Annotated in this window: 17 protein-coding genes; 4 read left to right on the forward strand and 13 right to left on the reverse strand. The window is 72.6% G+C overall.

Features of this window, described 5'->3' with window-relative positions; all coding sequences use genetic code 11:
• Positions 1 to 38 precede the first annotated feature (38 nt).
• The 6 genes from ffh to ftsY form a co-directional block, all read right to left on the reverse strand.
• Positions 39 to 1,589, reverse strand: coding sequence for a signal recognition particle protein (gene ffh / locus ON36_RS18625; RefSeq protein ID WP_043655035.1), 1,551 nt, complete (start codon positions 1,587 to 1,589; stop codon positions 39 to 41).
• Between the two features lie 93 nt (positions 1,590 to 1,682).
• Complete coding sequence (locus ON36_RS18630) at positions 1,683 to 2,000, reverse strand: hypothetical protein (protein WP_043655037.1); 318 nt, start codon at positions 1,998 to 2,000, stop codon at positions 1,683 to 1,685.
• A gap of 135 nt (positions 2,001 to 2,135) precedes the next feature.
• A complete protein-coding gene (locus ON36_RS18635) occupies positions 2,136 to 4,562 on the reverse strand; it encodes a [protein-PII] uridylyltransferase (protein ID WP_043655038.1) in 2,427 nt (808 codons plus the stop codon).
• 171 nt (positions 4,563 to 4,733) lie between these two features.
• The gene (locus ON36_RS18640) at positions 4,734 to 5,072 is read right to left on the reverse strand and encodes a P-II family nitrogen regulator (protein ID WP_043655073.1); all 339 of its coding nucleotides are present in this window, start codon (positions 5,070 to 5,072) and stop codon (positions 4,734 to 4,736) included.
• A 5-nt stretch (positions 5,073 to 5,077) separates the two neighbouring features.
• Positions 5,078 to 6,424 (reverse strand): ammonium transporter, encoded by a 1,347-nt coding sequence (locus ON36_RS18645; protein ID WP_043655041.1) that lies wholly within the window; start codon positions 6,422 to 6,424, stop codon positions 5,078 to 5,080.
• Positions 6,425 to 6,721: 297 nt separating this feature from the next.
• Positions 6,722 to 8,326 (reverse strand): signal recognition particle-docking protein FtsY, encoded by a 1,605-nt coding sequence (ftsY, locus tag ON36_RS18650; protein ID WP_043655043.1) that lies wholly within the window; start codon positions 8,324 to 8,326, stop codon positions 6,722 to 6,724.
• 162 nt (positions 8,327 to 8,488) lie between these two features.
• Here ftsY and ON36_RS18655 point away from each other — a divergent pair, with 162 nt between their 5' ends.
• Positions 8,489 to 8,878, forward strand: a complete 390-nt coding sequence (locus tag ON36_RS18655) for a DUF2237 family protein (protein ID WP_043655076.1) — start codon at positions 8,489 to 8,491, stop codon at positions 8,876 to 8,878.
• A 21-nt stretch (positions 8,879 to 8,899) separates the two neighbouring features.
• On the opposite strand, the gene ON36_RS18660 is transcribed toward ON36_RS18655, so the two are convergent.
• Together ON36_RS18660 and ON36_RS18665 are read right to left on the reverse strand one after the other, a co-directional pair.
• Positions 8,900 to 9,541, reverse strand: coding sequence for an HAD family acid phosphatase (locus ON36_RS18660; RefSeq protein WP_052314116.1), 642 nt, complete (start codon positions 9,539 to 9,541; stop codon positions 8,900 to 8,902).
• 64 nt (positions 9,542 to 9,605) lie between these two features.
• On the reverse strand, positions 9,606 to 10,355 hold the full coding sequence (locus tag ON36_RS18665) for a TetR/AcrR family transcriptional regulator (protein ID WP_043655047.1): 750 nt from the start codon (positions 10,353 to 10,355) through the stop codon (positions 9,606 to 9,608).
• A gap of 114 nt (positions 10,356 to 10,469) precedes the next feature.
• Between ON36_RS18665 and ON36_RS18670 the strand changes: the two genes are divergently transcribed.
• Complete coding sequence (locus ON36_RS18670) at positions 10,470 to 11,372, forward strand: NmrA family NAD(P)-binding protein (RefSeq protein ID WP_083885226.1); 903 nt, start codon at positions 10,470 to 10,472, stop codon at positions 11,370 to 11,372.
• Here the strand turns inward: ON36_RS18670 and smc are convergent.
• Both smc and ON36_RS18680 read right to left on the reverse strand, forming a co-directional pair.
• Positions 11,369 to 14,980: a chromosome segregation protein SMC gene (gene smc / locus ON36_RS18675; RefSeq protein WP_043655050.1), complete on the reverse strand. Its 3,612-nt coding sequence runs from the start codon at positions 14,978 to 14,980 to the stop codon at positions 11,369 to 11,371. The genes ON36_RS18670 and smc overlap by 4 nt on opposite strands.
• 160 nt (positions 14,981 to 15,140) lie before the next feature.
• Positions 15,141 to 15,569: a DUF1707 SHOCT-like domain-containing protein gene (locus ON36_RS18680; RefSeq protein ID WP_043655052.1), complete on the reverse strand. Its 429-nt coding sequence runs from the start codon at positions 15,567 to 15,569 to the stop codon at positions 15,141 to 15,143.
• Between the two features lie 109 nt (positions 15,570 to 15,678).
• On the opposite strand from ON36_RS18680, the gene ON36_RS18685 reads away from it, so the two are divergent.
• Both ON36_RS18685 and ON36_RS18690 read left to right on the forward strand, forming a co-directional pair.
• Complete coding sequence (locus ON36_RS18685) at positions 15,679 to 16,764, forward strand: S-(hydroxymethyl)mycothiol dehydrogenase (RefSeq protein ID WP_043655054.1); 1,086 nt, start codon at positions 15,679 to 15,681, stop codon at positions 16,762 to 16,764.
• Positions 16,761 to 17,387, forward strand: a complete 627-nt coding sequence (locus tag ON36_RS18690) for an MBL fold metallo-hydrolase (protein WP_043655057.1) — start codon at positions 16,761 to 16,763, stop codon at positions 17,385 to 17,387. The genes ON36_RS18685 and ON36_RS18690 overlap by 4 nt, the downstream gene beginning before the upstream one ends.
• A 26-nt stretch (positions 17,388 to 17,413) precedes the next feature.
• Here the strand turns inward: ON36_RS18690 and ON36_RS18695 are convergent, their stop codons facing one another.
• The 3 genes from ON36_RS18695 to ON36_RS18705 form a co-directional block, all read right to left on the reverse strand.
• Positions 17,414 to 17,869, reverse strand: a complete 456-nt coding sequence (locus ON36_RS18695) for a DUF350 domain-containing protein (protein ID WP_043655059.1) — start codon at positions 17,867 to 17,869, stop codon at positions 17,414 to 17,416.
• Positions 17,870 to 17,890: 21 nt separating this feature from the next.
• A complete protein-coding gene (locus tag ON36_RS18700; RefSeq protein WP_043655061.1) occupies positions 17,891 to 19,054 on the reverse strand; it encodes a glutathionylspermidine synthase family protein in 1,164 nt (387 codons plus the stop codon).
• A partial coding sequence (locus ON36_RS18705) for a hypothetical protein (RefSeq protein WP_052314117.1) occupies positions 19,054 to 19,754 on the reverse strand: 701 nt, incomplete at its 5' end. The genes ON36_RS18700 and ON36_RS18705, both read right to left, overlap by 1 nt.

Genomic DNA, 19,754 nt, shown 5'->3' on the forward strand with positions numbered 1-19,754 from the left:
ATCCTCCTGAGGATGTCCCGCGTGGCGGGCGCCGGGCCCTAGTTCTTGGGGAACTTGAGCTGGGACAGGTCGATGCCCTCGAGACCGGGCGGCAGCTGGTCGAGGCCGGGCGGCATGTTGGACAGGTCCATGCCGGGCGGCAGGGCGGGCATGCCGGGGAAGCCGCCGCGCATCTTCGGCGGGGTCGGGCCGCGCCCGCCCTTCTTGCCCTTCTTGCCCTTCTTGTTGTTGCCGCGCCGCGAACCGGGCAGACCCATCTGCCTGCCCATCATGGCCATCATCTTCTTGGCCTCGAAGAACCGGTCGACGAGCTGGTTGACGTCGGAGACCTGCACGCCCGAGCCGTTGGCGATACGCAGGCGGCGCGAGGCGTTGATGATCTTGGGGTTGGCGCGTTCGGCCGGGGTCATGCCGCGGATGATGGCCTGCACCCGGTCGAGCTGCTTGTCGTCGACCTGGGCGAGCACGTCCTTCATCTGGCCCGCGCCCGGCAGCATGCCGAGCAGGTTGCCGATGGGGCCCATCTTGCGGATCGCCAGCATCTGGTCGAGGAAGTCCTCGAGGGTGAGTTCGCCGCTGCCGATCTTGCGGGCGGTCTCCTCGGCCTGCTGGGCGTCGTAGATCTTCTCGGCCTGCTCGATCAGGGTGAGCACGTCACCCATGTCGAGGATGCGCGAGGCCATCCGGTCGGGGTGGAAGACGTCGAAGTCCTCGAGCTTCTCGCCGGTGGAGGCGAACATGATCGGCACGCCCGTCACGTTGCGCACCGACAGCGCGGCGCCACCGCGGGCGTCGCCGTCGAGCTTGGTGAGCACGACGCCGGTGAAGCCGACGCCGTCGCGGAAGGCCTCGGCGGTGGAGACCGCGTCCTGGCCGATCATGGCGTCGAGGACGAACAGGGTCTCGTCGGGCTGGACGGCGTCGCGGATGCCCGCGGCCTGGGCCATCAGCTCGGCGTCGATACCGAGGCGGCCCGCGGTGTCGACGATGACCACGTCGTACTGCTTGGCCTTGGCCTCCTCGACACCGGCGCGCGCGACGTCGACCGGGTCGGCGGCGGTGATGCCGAGCTCGTTCTCGCCGCCGCCGACGGAGGTGCCGGGGTGCGGGGCGAAGACGGGGACGCCCGCGCGTTCGCCGACGACCTGCAGCTGGGTGACGGCGCCGGGACGCTGGAGGTCGCAGGCGACCAGCAGGGGCTGATGTCCCTGTTCCTTCAGCCACTTGGCGAGCTTGCCCGCCAGGGTGGTCTTACCGGCACCCTGCAGGCCGGCCAGCATGACGACCGTCGGCGGGTTCTTGGCCAGGTTGAGCCGGCGCGTCTGGCCACCGAGGACCTCGATCAGCTCGGCGTTGACGATCTTGACGACTTCCTGGGCGGGGTTGAGCGCCCCGCTGAGCTGGACCTCTCTGGCCTGCTCCTTGACCTTCGCGATGAAGCCGCGCACGACCGGCAGCGCGACGTCGGCCTCGAGCAGCGCGAGCCGGATCTCCCGTGCCGTGGCATCGATGTCGGCCGGCGACAGACGCCCCTTGCCGCGCAGATCCTGCAGTGCACCGGTAAGCCGGTCGGACAGGGATTCGAACACCGATCGCGCTCCTGATCTACAAAGGGACGTCTATTGCCCTCCCAGGGTAATGGGCTGACGCCTCCTGGTGCGCATGCGGTGTGGACTGTGCGGTCATTCGCGGGGACGAGCGGGGACCGCGGGTGTGCCGCGACGCAGTTCGTGGTTCTCCAGATTCACCAGCGAGACCGCCTCGTGCCCGGTGAGCCCGACCTCGCGCGCCAGCGCCTCGATGCGGGCGCGGTCCTCGGCGGTCGGCTCCCGGTGGGCGCCGACGGTCGAGGCGATGGTCATGGCGGCCAGCGCCTGGGCACCGCTGAGCGTGCGCCCCGGCAACCAGGAGACCACCCACAGGTCGCCACCGACGCAGCGCGCGCAGTGCGCGGTGTCGTCGCTGGTCATCGTCGAGGACGACACGACTTCGATAGCCATAGCCCGCTCCCGTCGTGAGAGTGAAAGCCCCGCGGGACACAGCGTAGAACGGCGGGGCCGGACCTTTCGGACCTCGTGACCGACACGGGGCAAACCGATAGCAATCGGTGAGGAAACCGTGTCCCGGACAAGCGATCAGGTCTGGTCGTCGTCCTCGGGAGCGGGCGCCGGTTTGGGCGCCGGACGCGGCACGACCGCCAGCACCGTCCGCTCGAGGTCGGCCCGGCGGGCGGGCGAGTCGGTCTCGCCCAGATCGAGACAGAACGTGTCGACCACCGCGGTGCCCATCGTGACCACCCGCGCCCACAGCACGTCGACCCCGGCGTCGGCGAAGGTCGCGGCGAGACGGCTGAGCAGGCCGATCCGGTCCTCGGCGCGCAGTTCGAGGACGACCTGTCCCGGGGTGGCGCCGGAGCTGAGGATGATGCGCGGCTCGGCCTGCGCCCACCGCGCGGCGGCCTCCTGCTCGCGATCGGCCAGGACCTCGGCCACGTCCAGGGCCCCCGACACGGCCCGGATCAGTTCCTGGCGCAGCAGGCCCGGGTCCGGCGGGTCGCCGAACTTGGGCTGCACGACGAAGGTGTCGATGGCCGAGGTGCCCTCGGCGTTCGCGGACGCCGACAGCACCCGCAGCGAGTGCAGGGCCAGCACGCCGGCGGCGTCGGAGAGCAGACCCGGTTCGTCGGGCGCGATCACCGTGACGACGTAGGTGTGCTTGCTGTCCCCCGGCGCCAGATCCACGTGCACGCCACCGGCTTTGGCCTTCTCGACGAGTTCGGCGGCGATGGGTTCGGGCTGCGGCAGCGGCTCGCCGGCCATGATGAGCCTGCACCGGCGCACGAGATCGCCGATGAGCGAGGCCTTCCAGTCGCCCCAGACGCCGGGACCGGTGGCCAGCGAGTCGGCCTCGGCGAGCGCGTGCAGCAGTTCCAGCAGCACGACGTCGCCGTCGAGGGCGTCGGCGACGGCCTGGGCGGTGGCCGGGTCGGCCAGGTCGCGCCGCGTGGCGGCCTCGGGGAGCAGCAGGTGGTGGCGGACCATCGCGCTGAGCGTGCGCACGTCCGAGGGCCACAGGCCGAGACGGCGGCCGATGTGGGTGGCCAGTTCCGCGCCGACCACGCTGTGATCGCCCGCGCGGCCCTTGCCGATGTCGTGCAGCAGGGCGCCGAGGGCCAGCAGGTCGGGCCGGGAGACGCGGGTGCTCAGCGCGCCCGCGTGGGCGACGGTCTCCATCAGATGACGGTCGACGGTCCAGGTGTGCACGGCGTCGCGCGGCGGCAGATCGCGCACCGCGCCCCACTCCGGCAGGAGCCTGCCCCACAGGCCGGTGCGGTCCAGCGCCTCGACCGCGTCGATGCAGCCACGGCCGGTGCCCAGCAGCACGAGCAGGTCGTTGAGGGCGTCCTTGGGCCAGGGTTCGCGCAGTTCCGGCGCGTCCTCGGAGAGCCGGTTGAGCGTCGTGGCCGACATCGGCAGCCCGGTCTGGGCGGAGGCGGCCGCGACCCGCAGGATCAGGCCGGGGTCGCGGGCGGGGCGCGCGTCGCGGGCCAGCACCACCTCGCCCGAGTGCTCGACCACGCCCTCGTCGAGGGGCCGCCGGACCGGCATGCGCCGCAACCGGGCCAGCCCGCGTCGCGGCAGGGCGTTGCCCGCGGTGCGCAGGCCGACGTCGACCGAATAGCTGACCGTGCGCGCGGCGTCGCTGAGCATGCGGGCCAGGTCGAAGCGGTCGCCGATGCGCAGCGCGGCGCCGATCTCGTCGGCGTCCTGGGCGCGCAGCTGATCGCGCGCGCGTCCGGCGACGCGGTGCAGTTCGGTTCGCACGTCGAGCAGCCGCCGGTGCGCCGTGGCGAGGCCGCCGCCGGGCACGTCGGGACCGAGCCCGGGCATCGCGTCGGTGAGCTGGGCGATGGCCAGCGCGTCGAGCAGCTGGATGTCGCGCAGCCCGCCGCGCCCGTTCTTCAGATCGGGTTCGGCACGGTGGGCGAGGTCGCCGCTGCGCTGCCAGCGGGTGCGGGTCTGGGCGACGAGGTCGTCGAAGCGGGTCCGGATGCCGGTGCGCCATTCGCGGCGCACGCCGCCGATGAGCAGCCTGCTCATCTCCTCGTCGCCCACGATGTGCCGTGCCTCGAGCAGGCCGAGCGCGACGATCATGTCGTCGGCGGCCACCCGCTGCGCCTGCGGGACGGTGCGCACGCTGTGGTCGAGCTTGATGTGGGCGTCCCACAGCGGGTACCAGAGCTGGTCGGCCACCTCGGCGACCCGGGCGGGGTCGACCTCGTCGTGGTAGAGCAGCACCAGGTCCAGGTCCGAGTACGGCAGCATCTCGCGCCTGCCGAGCCCGCCGACGGCCACCAGGGCCAGCCCGCTGTCGGGGGTGATGCCGACCTCGTTGCCCTTGGAGGTCAGCCACAGTTCGTAGAGATCGACCAGCGCCGCGCGCAGCGACTCCGGATCGAGCCGGGGATTGCGGGTACCCGCACCCTCGAGTAGTTGCGCCCGCGCCGCCACCAGGTCCGCCGCGCCGTTGTGCTTACCGCCGCCGCCGTTGTTCTCGCCCACCGCCCCACCGCCTTCATGCACCGCAACCACCGCCGACACTGCAATGCGACAGCACCACAACGGTTTTCGGCCGCCTCGGCGCCGAGAAGCGAGACGTCACGCCGAAGGCGCGGTATCGCTTCTCGGCGCCGAGGTCACGAGGCCGGAAACCAGCGGCACCAGCCGCCGAAACTACAGTGCGTCGCTACCGCGTTCGCCGGTGCGGACCCGGATGATGGTCTCCACCGGGGTCACCCACACCTTGCCGTCACCGATCTTGCCGGTGCGCGAGGCCTCGACGATGGTCTCGACGACCTTGTCGACCGAGGCGTCGTCCACGACGACCTCCACGCGCACCTTGGGCACGAAGTCCACCGAGTACTCGGCGCCGCGGTAGACCTCGGTGTGGCCCTTCTGCCTGCCGTAGCCCTGGACTTCGCTGACGGTCATCCCGAACACGCCGGCCTGTTCCAGACCGCTCTTGACGTCCTCGAGCGTGAACGGTTTGACGATTGCCGTGATCAACTTCATGTTGGTCATGCCTCCTTGGCGAGCGTGCGTGCCGTGCCACCCACAGCAGCGAAATCGTAAGCGGTTTCCGCGTGCTCGGACTCGTCCACGCCCGCCGCCTCGGCCTCGTCACTGACGCGCAGGCCGAGGGTGAACTTGATCAGGTAGGCGATCACGGCCGTGGCGACCAGCGAGTAGGCCAGGACGGTGAAGGCACCGACGGCCTGCAGCTTCAACTGCTCGACTCCACCACCGTAGAACAGACCCTTCACGGCCGCCGGGGCTTCGGGCGCCGCGACAAGGCCGACCAGCAGGGTGCCGACCAGACCACCGACGAGGTGGACGCCGACCACGTCGAGCGAGTCGTCGAAACCGAAGCGGAACTTCAGGCCGACCGCCAGGGCGCACAGCGCGCCCGCGACGACGCCGATGACCAGGGCGCCGACCACGTTCACCGAGGAACAGGCCGGGGTGATGGCGACCAGACCGGCCACGATGCCCGAGGCGGCGCCCAGGGAGGTGGCGTGCCCGTCGCGCAGCTTCTCCACCAGGAGCCAGGCCAGCATGGCGGCGGCGGTGGCGATGGTGGTGGTCAGGAAGGTGGCGCCGGCGATGCCGTTGGAGCCGACGGCCGAACCCGCGTTGAAGCCGTACCAGCCGAACCACAGCAGGCCGGCACCCAGCATGACGAACGGCAGGTTGTGCGGACGGAACGGGGTCTTCGGCCAGCCCTTGCGCTTGCCGAGCACGATGCACAGCACCAGGCCCGCGGCACCGGCGTTGATGTGCACGGCGGTACCACCGGCGAAGTCGATCGCCTTGAGGTTGTTGGCGATCCAGCCGCCCTGCTCACCGGTGTAGCCGTCGAAGGCGAAGACCCAGTGCGCGACCGGGAAGTACACGACGGTGGCCCAGATGCCGGCGAACAGCAGCCACGAGCCGAACTTCAGGCGGTCGGCCACCGCGCCCGAGATGAGAGCGACCGTGATGATCGCGAACATGAGCTGGAAGGCCACGAAGACCGACAGCGGGATGGTGCCGTTGAGCGGGATGCCCGCGGGGGTGGCCGGGTCCGTGGTGGCCAGGTACTGGCCGCCGAAGACGCCCTTGAGGCCGAAGTACTGCAGCGGGTCGCCGATCAGGTTGCCCTTGTCCTCGCCGAAGGCCACCGAGAACCCGTAGAGACACCACAGGATGGTTATCAGCCCCATCGCCGAGATGCTCATCATGATCATGTTCAGGACGTTCTTGCCACGGACCATGCCGCCGTAGAAGAAAGCCAGACCCGGCGTCATCAACAGCACGAGCGCTGACGAGGCCAGCATCCATGCGGTGTCACCGGCGTCGGGTGCGCCGATTACGGGAAATGCCACCTTTTGTTCCTCCTCATCTCGGGCCTCACCGGTGACGGCAAAGCACCTGCACAGAAGGGTCGCGACTCGGTGTTTCATCCGTTGAGCTGTCGTGTTTCGCGTGAGTGAACGGATGGCGCGATCGTGTTGCTTCCACGTTTCGTCCCGTACACCCGCGGGTTCCGGCTCACGGTGAGGGTAATGCGGCTGTGCGGTTCGCCGGGGAGATGCGGTGGCGTGTTGTGCCTGGTGGACGCCGCTGCCCGCCGGGTCGCGTCGACCGGGCGGGCAGCGGGTGGGGCCGGTGGGGCGGGTGGGTCAGCCGAGCAGCGCGTCGACGAACGCGCCGGGTTCGAAGGGCGCCAGGTGGTCGGCTCCCTCGCCGAGACCGACCAGTTTGACCGGCACGCCCAGCTCGTGCTGGACCTGGAAGACGATGCCGCCCTTGGCGGTCCCGTCGAGCTTGGTGAGCACCACGCCGGTGATGTCGACGACGTCGGCGAAGACCCGCGCCTGCATCAGGCCGTTCTGGCCGACGGTGGCGTCGAGCACCAGCAGCACCTCGTCGACGGCGGCCTTCTTCTCCACCACGCGCTTGACCTTGCCCAGCTCGTCCATCAGGCCGGTCTTGGTGTGCAGGCGGCCCGCGGTGTCGACGAGCACGGCGTCGACGCCGTTGTCGATGCCCGCGCTGACCGCGTCGAAGGCGACGGCGGCCGGGTCGGCGCCCTCCTTGCCGCGCACGGTCTCCGCGCCGACCCGCTCGCCCCAGGTCTGCAGCTGGTCGGCGGCGGCGGCGCGGAAGGTGTCGGCGGCGCCGAGCAGCACCCGGCGGCCGTCGGCGACCAGCACGCGGGCGAGCTTGCCCGTCGTGGTGGTCTTGCCGGTGCCGTTGACGCCGACCACCAGCAGGATCGCCGGGTGGTCGTCGTGCGGCAGGGCGCGGATGGAGCGGTCGAGTTCGGGGCGCAGCGCCTCGACGAGCACGTCGCGCAGGACCTGGCGGGCGTCGTCGGCCGTGCGCACGCTGCGCACCGCCATCTCCTCGCGCAGGCGCTCGACGATCTTGCCGGTGCTCGCGGTGCCGATGTCGGCCAGGACGAGGGTGTCCTCGATCTCCTCCCACGAGTCCTCGTCCAGGTCGCCGCCGCCGAGCAGGCCGAGCAGGCTCTTGCCGACCGCGTTCTGCGAGCGGGACAGGCGGCCGCGCAGGCGCTCGAGGCGGCCCGCCGTCGGCTCGATCTCCTCGACCGGGGCGGTCGCGGCGGCCGGGGCCGATCCGGTGACCGCGGCCTGCGGGGGCGCGCCGGTCACGGGCGCGGTGGCCGGGGTGTCGGCGGGGGCGGGCGCGGTGGTCTGGGCGGGCGCGGAGCCGGTGACGGGCGCCGTCTCCGGCGCGGGCGCGGTCTCGGGCGCGGCGGTGTCGAGTTCGGTGGTCACGCCCTCGGCGGGTGCCGAGCCGGTCGTCGTGTCCGGGAGGTCGGGCGTGCCGGTGACGGGGGCGGTCGTCGGCTGATCGGCGGGGGCGGCCGGGGCGGGGGCGGAGCCGGTGGCCGGGGCGGTGGGTTCGGTGGTGACGTCCTGCTCGGGTAGGGGGACGTCGTGGATCGTGCGGCGGCCGGAGTCGCGCGGGATCGCCGCGTCGTCGCCGACGTGCGGTTGCCCGTCGGTGTCGGTGCGTTCCGGCGGCAGCGGGACCGGTTCGGGTTTCGGCTTCGGCAGCGTGGCCGGGCCGGCACCGCCCTGGCTGAAGCTGAAGCCGCCCGAGGCGGTGTAGCCGCCGGACCGGTCGGTCAGCTCCTTCTCCGCGGGCGGGGGCGTCAGGGATATCCGGCGCCGCTTGTACAGGACGAAACCCGCGACCAGCGCCACCAGGACGGCGGCGGCGATCACGGCGATCAGGATCCACGCTTGCGAACTCACGCACGCGAGTCTATTCGGGGAGCGGGCCCGGTATTCTGCCGCGCCGTCGGGCGGCGTGTTCGCAGGTCCAAAGGTGTTGGGGGCGCGGGATTGTCGCTCGGCGCGCCGGGAATCCGCGACATCCTGCGGAACTTCTGGCCGATGACCCATAGGATCGGCGGCGTGACCGATCGAAACGTGCTTGGGGGGCCGCTGGAAGAGTGCGGCACCGATCCTCTCACCGGGTTCTACCGGGACGGGTGCTGCAGTACCGGACCGGAGGATCTCGGCAGTCACACCGTGTGCACTGTCGTGACCGCCGAGTTCCTGGAGCATCAGGCCTCGATCGGCAACGACCTCAGTACCCCGCGACCGGAGAACAACTTCCCCGGCCTGCAACCGGGTGATCGCTGGTGTGTGGTGGCGGTGCGGTGGCTGCACGCCCACGAGGACGGCGTCGCCGCCCCCGTGGTGCTGGCCGCCACCCACGAGAACGCGCTCGAGGTGATCTCGATGGACGTACTCCGCAAGTACGCCGTCGACGTCCCCGACGATGTGAGCGATCTGCTCTGACACCGGCCGGGGCGGCGGGCCTCAGTTCAGCGCGCCGTCGTAGTCGGGCAGTTTGAAGGTCCGCTCGGCGTGGCCGCCGGCCAGGTCCGAGGCGCTGTTGCCGATGTTGGCGACGATCGTGTACCCCTGCCGCTCGATATCGATGCGGCTGGCGGTCTTGTACTCCTGCAGCCCGGCCGCGCCCGCGGACAGGGTGGTGATCGGGCTGCCGTAGAGCCCGTCGACGGGATATCCGGCGGCTTCGAGGTCGACGCGTGTGTAGGGCCCGGCCAGGGCGGGCCGGCCGGTCACGAAGATCAGTGCCGCGCCGTTCTCCTTCGCCCACCGCGCCAGCGCCAGCACGGGCGGGATCGCCGGCTGCAGCAGGCCGGGATGGTAGGTGGTCTCGAGGGTGGTGTTGTCGATGTCGAAGACGATGGCCGGGCGGGTGGCGGTGGGGAGCCTGCCCGCGAGGTAGGTGCCCGCTTCCGCGGTCACCGCGGTGACGTCGGCGATCCACTGCTGATAGCTCGGCTTCGCGCCGCCGTTGCCCGACAGCGAGGACGACCCGCCGCTCGAGCCGCCGCCGGACAGCGAGGAGGAGCCGGTGTCCGCCGCGGCGGCGGGCGCGACGCTCGCGAGCAGGGCGGCCGCGCCCAGCGCCAGAACTGAAACACGTTTCATGCTCGGTCACGGTAGCAACGTGTCCCGCGCGCCACCGGCGTTTCCGCACGGAAGCGGCGCGCGGTCACCCGCGCGCGCCGGTGGCGGCCAGCCGCCGCCGGTGCGCCTTCTGCCGGCAGGCCGGCGAGCAGTACCGGGCGGGCCGACCCGCGCCGCGGCGGGCAACGGGCGCCGCGCACACCGGGCACGGGGCCGTTCCGTCACGCGTTTCATCACGATTCGCGGCGACCGCCGGACCGGATTCCGTCACGCCCGCCCGCTCGGCCCGCAGGGCGTCGAGCACCAGCGCCGCGGCGGGCAGCAGCCGCCCGCTCCCCCGCGCCCGCCGCTGGATGGTGACGCAGCCGCCGAACAGGTCGAGCACGTCGGCCAGGGTCACGTCGGCGCGCACGGCGCCCTGACGCTGCGCGGCGGCGAGCAGCCCGCCCAGCGCGTCGTGGAAGCGGGCGCCCGCGCCGCGCAGCAGGGCGCGCGGCCACCCGTCGTCGGACTGCACGAAATCGCAGACGTCCTGGTTGACCGGCGCCGACACCACGATCTCCGTGCACAGCGCGAAGAAGGCCGCGCCGGGATCGGCGGTGTCGCGGTAGCGCGCGGCCAGGGCGGCGAGGTGGTCGACGCGCTGCTGCATGACGGCCTCGAGGAGATCGGTCTTGGTCGGGAAGTGCCGGTAGACCGTCCCCGCGCCGACCCCGGCCCGCCGGGCCACCTCGGCCAGGGACACCGACGTGCCGTGTTCGGCCATCGCGGCCCGCGCGGCCGCGAGCACCAGCGTCCTGTTGCGCCGCGCGTCCGCCCGTGTGCCGTGGTCCATTTCGTCACGCCCCTGTCTTCCCGGCCCTGGATGGGTTGTCCCGCAGCGCCGTACCGTCGGCCGTACCGGGTCGTCCGACCCGATTACATCATCCACGAAACGGAGAACCCGGCCATGTCGAATCGACCGATCCTCGTCACCGGCGCCACGGGCAAGCAGGGCGGAGCCACCGCGCGTCGGCTGCTCGCCGACGGCGTGCCGGTGCGCGCGCTGGTCCGCGATCCGGACGCCCCGGCGGCGGCCGCGCTGGCCGCGGCAGGCGCCGAACTCGTCCGCGGCGACCTCGACGAGCCCGGCAGCCTGGACGCGGCCGCCGCGGGCGCCCGCGCGCTGTTCCTGATCCCGCCGGTGGACTACGGTGCGGCGGGCTGGGATCACCGGCTCGAAGGCGACCGGGGCGTGCGCGCCGTCGACGCGGCGCGCCGGGCGAACCTGGACCAGATCGTCTTCACCGGCGTCGCCACACTGGGCCCGGCGCACAGCTGGGGGCAGGAGGGCAAACAGCGGATCGAGGCGGCGGTGGCGGCGTCCGGCCTGCGCTACACCCTCCTGCGCCCGGTGCGCTTCATGGAGAACTACCTGTTGCGCACCAGCCCGGTCGACGGGCTGCACGACGGCGAGCACCGGCACATGTTCCCCGCCGACCGCCCGGTCCAGATGATCGCGGTGGACGACATCGCCGTGTTCGCCGCGCTGGCCTTCGCCGATCCCGACCGCTTCCACGGCCGCGTCCTCGAGCTGGCGGGCGACGCGCTGACCCCGGTCGCGGCGGCCGCGCTGATCGCCGCGCACACCGGGACGCCGGTGCGCTATCGGGAACTGGACGAGCGCGAGGCCGCCGCGCTCGGCGAGCACCTGGTCTCGGTGTGGCACCTGATGCGCTCGGGCCCGGGCTGGCACGCCGACCTCGAGGCCCTGCGCGTGATCCACCCCGGCCTGCGGTCCCTCGACACGTGGCTGGCCACCGGGGGCGCCGCGCCGATCGCCGCCCGCCTGGCCGAGAGCGCGACCGTCTAGGCGGGCGCCGGGGCCACGTTCTCCCCGCGCAACCGCTGCGAGATCACCTGCGTGATGCCGTCGCCGCGCATGCTGACGCCGTAGAGCGCGTCGGCGATCTCCATGGTCGGCTTCTGGTGGGTGATGACGATGAGCTGGCTCTTCTCCCGCAGCTGCTCGAACAGCCCGATGAGGCGGCGCAGGTTGGTGTCGTCGAGCGCGGCCTCGACCTCGTCCATCACGTAGAACGGCGAGGGCCGGGCGCGGAAGATGCTGACCAGCAGCGCGACCGCGGTCAGGGACTTCTCGCCGCCGGAGAGCAGCGACAGCCGCTTGACCTTCTTGCCCGGCGGGCGGGCCTCGACCTCGATGCCGGTGGTGAGCATGTCCGACGGGTCGGTCAGCACCAGCCTGCCCTCGCCGCCGGGGAACAGCTTGCCGAAGACCTGCACGAATTCGCGCTCGACGTCGGCGTAGGCCTCGGTGAAGACCTGCAGGATGCGCGCGTCGACCTCGGCGACGACGTCGAGCAGGTCCTTGCGGGCGGCCTTGACGTCCTCGAGCTGGGTGGCCAGGAAGGTGTAGCGCTCCTCGAGCGCGGCGAACTCCTCCAGGGCGAGGGGATTGACCTTGCCGAGGGTGGCGAGGTCCTTCTCGGCGCGTTTGGCCCGGCGCTCCTGGGTGGCCCGGTCGTACGGCATGGGCTGGGGCGCGGTCACCTGCTCGCCGCGCTCGCGGGCCGCCTCGTACTCCTGCAGCTCCAGCGCCGAGGGCGGCAGCGGCACGTCGGGGCCGTACTCGGCGATCAGGTCGGGCAGCGCGATCCCGAACTGCTCGGCGATCGTGGCCTCGAGCTGTTCGATGCGCAGCGCGGCCTGGGCCTTGGCGACCTCGTCGCGGTGCACCGCGTCGGTGAGCTGGGCCAGCTGGGTGCCCAGGGCGCGGACCCGTTCCCGGACCTGGTCGAGCTGGGCGGCGCACTCGCCGCGGCGGCGCACGAGCTCGTCGCGGCGGGCCGCCGCCCGGGTGACGACGTGGTCGAGCTCGCCGGCGACCCGCGCGCCGGATTCGGCGACGGCCGCCGCGACGGCGGCGGCGCGACGGCGCGCGGCCTGGGCGCGTTCGGCGCGGGCCCGGGCCTCGCGCTCGGCGCGGGCCGCGCGGCGCAGCCCCTCGGCCTTGCCGCGCACCGATTCCGCGCGTTCCTCGGCGGTGCGCACGGCCAGCCGGGCCTCGACCTCCATGGTGCGGGCCTCGGCGAGCGCGGCGGCGGCCTCCTCGCGTTCGCGGCTCGCGGCCTCGGTGCCCGCGGCGCCGTACCCGTCGTCGTCGCCGTCGTGTTCGCTCTCGGCGTGGCGCAGCCGGTCCTCGAGGTCGGCGAGGTCGGCCAGCGCCTGTTCGCGGGTGGTCTCGGCCTCGGCGCGGGCGGCGGTGAGGCGCTCGCTCTCGGTCTGGGCGGCGCGCGCGGCCTGGCCGAGGCGGGCCAGCCGGTCGTAGATGGCCAGCAGCGCCTGGTCGGATTCGTGCAGGGCCAGCAGCGCGTGGTCGACGGCGTCCTTGCGGTCGGCCTGCTCCTCCAGCGCGCCGGCCAGCGCGGCCTCGAGGCTCTCGGCGCGGCGCGCGGCCTCGGCCAGATCGGTGCTCGCGGCGTCGATCTCGGCCTGGATCTCGAGTTGGCTCGGCACCCGGTCCGAGCCGCCGAGCACCCAGCCCGCGCCGGCCAGGTCGCCCTCGCGGGTGACCACGCGCAGTTCGGGGCGGCGGGCCGAGAGTTCCTGGGCGGCGGCCAGATCGGCGACGACGGCGACCCCGCCGGTGACCGCGCGCACGGCGGCGGCGATCCGCTCGTCGCAGTCGAGCACCTCGTGCAGCCACCGCGCGCCGTCGGGCAGCGCGTCGGCGGGGGCGGGCCCGCCCGCGGCGGTGGCGAAGACCAGGGCGGCCCGGCCGCCGTCGCCGTCGCGCAGGGCACGGACCGCCTCGCGGGCGACCGTGGCGTCGGCGGCGGTGACCGCGTCGGCCAGCGGGCCGAGGGTGGCCGCGACCGCCGCCTCGAAACCGGGGTGCACGCGCAGCAGGCCCGACAGCGGCCCGCCGAGCCCGCTCACCGCCCGCTCGGCCAGCCACGCCGCGCCGTCCCGGCGGACCAGGTTCATCCCCAGTGCCTCGATGCGCGCGCCGAGGGAGGCGACCCGCTTGCTCGCCTCGCGGTCCTGTTCGCGCAGTTCGGTGACGCGCTCGTCGGCCAGCGCCAGGGCCGCCACGGCGTGCTCGTGCGCGGCGTCGAGGCCCTTCTCGCCCGCGTCTAGGTCGCCGAGTTCCTCCTGCACGGTGTCGTATTCGGCCTGGGCGGCCTCGCCGCGGTGCCGCGCCTCGGCGATGGCGACCGACAGGCGCGCGATCTCGGCATCGACGGACTGGGCGCGGGTGCGCAGGGTGTCGACCTTGCCGGAGAGGCGCGCCAGGCCCTCCCTGCGGTCGGCGATGGCCCGCACGGCGGCCAGGTGGGCCTGCTCGGCGGCCTTGGCCGCGTACTCGCGTTCGGCGAGGGCGTCGCGGGCGGCCTCCAGTGTCTCGGCCGCCATCTCCACGGCCTCGCGGAGCTCGGCTTCCTCGGCCTCGATGCGGTCGGCCTCGGCCTCGAGCTGGTCGGGATCGCGGCCGGTGCCGACGGGCGTCTCGGTGTCGAGGTGGCGGGCGCGGTCGCCCGCGATGCGGATGGTCGCGTTGACCCGCTCGGCCAGGGCGGAGAGCTGGAACCAGGTCTGGGCGGCGGCGTCGGCGGCCGGGTTGAGCCGCGAGAGCTGGAACTCCTGCTGGGCGAGGACGGCGTTGGCCGCGTCGAGCTCGCCCTGCACGGTGATCTGCTGTTCGCGGGCGTAGGCCTCCTTGCTCAGCTGGGACTCGAGGTCGGTGCGCCGGGAGACCAGGTCGTCGGCGGCCAGCCGCAGCCGCGCGTCGCGCAGGTCCGCCTGGACGGTGGCCGCGCGCCGGGCGACCTCGGCCTGGCGGCCGAGCGGCTTGAGCTGGCGGCGCAGTTCGGTGGTGAGGTCGGTGAGCCGGGCCAGGTTGGCCTGCATGGCGTCCAGCTTGCGGACGGCCTTCTCCTTGCGCCTGCGGTGCTTGAGCACCCCGGCGGCCTCCTCGACGAACGCGCGCCGGTCCTCGGGGCGGGACTCGAGGATGGCCGAGAGCCTGCCCTGGCCGACGATGACGTGCATCTCGCGGCCGATACCGGAGTCCGACAGCAGTTCCTGGACGTCCATGAGCCGGCACGAGCTGCCGTTGATCTCGTATTCGCCCGCGCCGTCGCGGAACATGCGCCGGGTGATGGAGACCTCGGAGTACTCGATGGGCAGCGCGCCGTCGGAGTTGTCGATGGTGAGGGTGACCTCGGCGCGGCCCAGCGGGGCACGGCCCGCGGTCCCGGCGAAGATGACGTCCTGCATCTTGCCGCCGCGCAGCGCCTTGGCGCCCTGCTCGCCCATGACCCAGGTCAGCGCGTCGACGACGTTGGACTTGCCCGATCCGTTGGGGCCGACGACGCAGGTGATGCCGGGTTCGAAACGCAGGGTCGTCGCGGACGCGAAGGACTTGAAGCCCTTGAGCGTCAGGCTCTTGAGATGCAAACCGGCAGCCCTTCCCGTGTGCTGTCCACTCGACGCCTGGCGTGCGGTGACCAGCAATCCTATCGGGAGGCGGGGACGTTCGGGGGGCGGGACGGGCCGACCGGCGGCGGATCAGGGCCGCGCGGGACCGTCGGGGCTGGTCGCGCCGGTGCGGCGGCGCTCAGCGGCCGCGGCGCCTGCCGCCGGATTCCCAGCCGCTGAACACGCGCAGCAACAGCACCGCACCCCACGGCCCGATGACCCACATCGGCCAGAAGTAGGTGAGTTCGCCGGCGCTGAGCGACACCAGCGCCCAGATCGTCAGCACGATCACGGACACCCCGAGCCAGGACCCCGCCTCGATGCGCTGCCAGATCGGGACGCGTGACCCGGCGCGCGCGGGCGCGGCGGCCGGTTTCGCGGCGGCGATCTCGGGCAGGTCGGCCAGGACCAGGTCCAGCTGGTCGCGGGTGGTGGTGGCGTAGACCCGGGCGACCCGCTGGTCGTACTCGGCCAGGTCGAGCCTGCCTTCGGACAGGTGGGTGCCGAGGAGGGTGACGACGGCGTTGCGCTCGGCGTCGGACGCCCGCGTGCCGGGAACGATGTCCATGCTGTTCAGGGTCCACCCTCCACTGTGTAATGTCAAGCCCGCGGCGGGGACGCGGGCCACCCCTGCGATTAGAGTGGTGTCCGAACATCCGTACACCCCAGGAGGTCCCGTGCCGGAGATCGTGCGTGGCATCGTCGCTCGCAGCGTCAAAGCACCTGTCGAACTGGTCGACATCGTCATCCCCGACCCCGGCCCGCACGACGTGGTGGTCCGGGTGCAGGCCTGCGGGGTCTGCCACACCGACCTGCACTACCGCGAGGGCGGGATCAACGACGAGTTCCCCTTCCTGCTCGGTCACGAGGCCGCGGGCGTGGTGGAGACGGTCGGCGATCAGGTCGGGCACGTCGCCCCCGGCGACTTCGTCGTGCTGAACTGGCGCGCCACCTGCGGCGAGTGCCGGGCGTGCCGCCGCGGCCGCCCGTGGTACTGCTTCGACAGCCACAACGCGAGCGTCCCGATGACGCTCACCGACGGCACCGCGCTGAGCCCGGCGCTGGGCATCGGGGCCTTCGCCGACAAGACCCTGGTCCACGAGCGCCAGTGCACCAAGGTCGATCCGGAGACCGATCCCGCCGTGGCCGGCCTGCTCGGCTGCGGCGTGATGGCGGGCATCGGCGCGGCGATCAACACCGGCGCGGTCTCGCGCGGCGACACGGTCGCGGTCATCGGCTGCGGCGGCGTCGGCGACGCGGCCGTCGCGGGCGCCCGGCTGGCCGGGGCCTCGACCATCGTCGCCGTCGACCGGGACCCGCGGAAACTGCGGTGGGCGACCGAGTTCGGCGCGACCCACACCGTGGACGCGAGCACCGAGGACGTGGTCGAGCGGATCAAGGAACTCACCGGCGGTTTCGGCGCCGACGTGGTCATCGAGGCGGTCGGCAGACCGGAGACCTGGAAGCAGGCGTTCTACGCCCGCGACCTGGCGGGCACCGTCGTGCTCGTCGGCGTGCCCACCCCGGACATGACGCTGGAGATGCCGCTGATCGACCTGTTCTCCCACGGCGGCGCGCTCAAGTCGTCCTGGTACGGCGACAGCCTGCCCGAACGCGACTTCCCCGTGCTGATCGACCTGTACCGCCAGGGCAGGCTGCCACTGGACAAGTTCGTCAGCGAGCGGATCGCGCTCGACGGGGTCGAGCAGGCCTTCGCCGCGATGCACGACGGCGCGGTGCTGCGCTCGGTGGTGGTCTGGTGACCGCGCGGCTCGAGCGGGTCGTCACCTCGGGCGTCTTCCGCCTCGACGGCGGCGAATGGGACGTCGACAACAACGTCTGGCTGATCGGCGACGACGACGAGGTGCTCGTCGTCGACGCGGCCCACGACGCGGACGCCATCGCGGCCGCGGTCGGCGGGCGCACGGTCACGGCGGTGCTGTGCACCCACGGGCACAACGACCACGTGACGGTCGCGCCCGAGCTGGGCGAGCGCCTCGACGCGCCGGTGCTGCTGCATCCGGCGGACGAGCCGCTGTGGCGGATGACCCATCCCGAGGCGGGGTACCGTTCCCTCGACGGCACCGACCGGATCACCGTGGCGGGCACCGACATCGACATCCTGCACACCCCGGGCCACTCCCCCGGCTCGGTGAGCCTGTACCTGCCGGAGCTGGGCGCGCTGCTCACCGGCGACACCCTGTTCGCCGGCGGGCCCGGGGCGACGGGCCGCTCGTTCTCCGACTTCGGCACCATCATCGACTCCATCCGCGACCGGCTGCTCACGCTCCCGGAGGAGACGACCGTGCACACCGGCCACGGGGACGGCACCACCATCGGCGCGGAGAAACCCGCGCTGGCGGACTGGATCGCCCGCGGTCACTGACCGCGGGCGGGGCCTCGCCGGTTTCGTCAGAGGATCGCGAACGCGACGACCAGGCCGAGGGCGAAGTGCGCCGCCGCCACCACGAGCACCTGCGGGCTGTAGGTGTCGGCGTGCAGCACCCGGCCGATGTCGATGCCGGTGACCTTCTCGATGACCCGCACCGAGATCACCTGGGCGATGATGCCGACCAGGCCGTAGATCGAGGCCGCGATGAGTCCCTGCGAGAGCTTGCCGACCCCGCCGGTCGCCATCACCGAGAACACGACGATGAAGGCCATGCTGATCATGCCGGCGGCCGAGGCGATGATGGCGTTCGGCTTGCCCGCGATGACCAGGTCGCGCAGCTTGCCCGGGGTGGTCAGGTCGATGGCGAAGAAGCCGATGAGCATCAGCACCAGGCCGATGAGGCAGTAGAGGATGATGGCGCCGACGCCTTCACCGAGTGCGCTCCAGAAACCCGATTCGAGGGCGAGGGCGGTCATTGAGTGTCCTTTCGGGTCCGGTCAGTCGAGGATGCGGTGCGGGACGAAGGCGGAGCCGTCGTCGGTGATGAGCCCGGCGGTCTCGCGGATGCCGAGCCCGGCCGCGGCGTCACCGACCATCCACGCGCCGAGCACCGGGCGCATGCCGTCGAAGTCGGGCAGCGGGTCCAGCAGCTGGTAGACGAAGCCCTCCGCGCCGTACACGCCACCCGTCGCGGTCTCCATGCCCGCGCCGACGATGGTCATGTTGGCGCCCTCGCGGCCGAGTTTCGGCTTGCGGATGTACTCGGTCAGCTCGTGCGGGGAATCCAGGTACGCCGGAAGCAGATTCGGGTGCCCCGGGTACATCTCCCACAGCACGGCCAGGATGGCCTTGTTCGACAGCAGCGTCTTCCACAGCGGCTCGATCCACGCGGTCGCGGGGATGGACGAGACGACCTGCTTGCCGAAGTCGTCGTCGAGCACCCACTCCCACGGGTAGAGCTTGAACACCGCGTCCATCGGCGCCTCGGCCAGGTCGACGAACCGGGTCAGCTCGGAGTCGAAGCCGATCTCCTCGATGGGCAGGGCGACGGTGTCGAAGCCCGCCTCGGCGGCGGTCTCCTGCATGTAGGCGGTGGTGACGTTGTCCTCGCCGGTGGCGTCGGCGCCCGACCAGGTGAAGTGGAGTTCGGTGCCGGGCAGCACGCTGCGGAACTCGCCCCAGCGCTCGACCAGCTTCTCGTGCAGCGAGTTCCACTGGTCGCCACCCGGGTACACCTGCTGCAGCCAGTGCCACTGGATGATGCCCGCCTCGAGCAGCGAGGTCGGGGTGTCGGCGTTGTACTCGAGGAGCTTGGCCGGGCGCCGCGCGTCGTAGCGCAGATCGAAGCGACCGTAGACGTAGGGGTCGCCGCGCCGCCAGGATTCGGCGATCGGCCCCCAGCTCCATTCGGGCAGGCCGAAATCGGCGAAGCGCTCGGTCAGCACGACGTGCTCGACGGCGTGCAGGCACATCGAGTGCAGCAGTTCCACGTCGGCCTCCAGGGCGAGGATCTCGTCCATGGAGAACTCGTAGTGCACCGACTCGTCCCAGTAGGGCCGCGGCTGACCGCTCGCGTCCCGGCCGGGCGAACCGTACACCAGCCCCTGGCTCTCCACGATCTGCTGCCACCCCGCCCGCGGGGTGGTCCGTACGCGTCGCATCAGGAACTGCTCCCGCCCTTCGAGCTCGAGCCGAGGCCGCCGCGCTGGATCGTGGTGCCGCTCTTGGTCTTCACGGTCGCGTTGCGCGGGGCGACGGTGGTGCCGCCGGTGGGCGCCTTGCCGAGCGTGGTGGTTCCGCCGTAGTAGTAACGGTACTGCGGCCAGCCGAGAATGATCAGGTTGCCGTGGCCGCCGCTGTTGTCGCCGACGAAGCGCGGGTTGGCGCTGTTGCACTGGTCGTCGGGGACGACGATCTCCTGGCCGTTCTGGTCGACCTGGATGCAGGAGGCGGTGACCTGGTCCGGCGCGGTGAGCGCCCGGTAGGCCAGGTAGCCGCCGCCGACGAGCGCCGCGACACCGACCACGGCGACGCCGCCGATCATCACGCGCTTGCGGGTGCGCTTCTTGGCCTCGGCCGCGGCGGCCGCCGCGCGCTCGGCGGCCTCGGCCTGTTTGCGCGCCTTGTCGCGGGCGCGGGCCTCGGCGACGGTCGGCGGGCGTGGGCGGGTCACGCCGGCCTCCTGCCTGCTGACCCGGCCGGGCCGCGGGCCCGCGTCCGCCTGCTGCTCCGCGCCGCCCGGTGCCACGGGCGGTTCGGCGCCGCCCTGCGGGGCGGGCGGCTGCCAGGCGGGGAGGTCCGAGGCGGGCTGCTGCCCCTCGGGCGGCCGCCAGGGCTCGGGCTCGCCCGTGGGCGAGCCCG

Origin of the sequence: Nocardia thailandica NBRC 100428, from assembly GCF_000308795.1 — a bacterium.
Classification (GTDB): Bacteria; Actinomycetota; Actinomycetes; order Mycobacteriales; family Mycobacteriaceae; genus Nocardia; species Nocardia thailandica.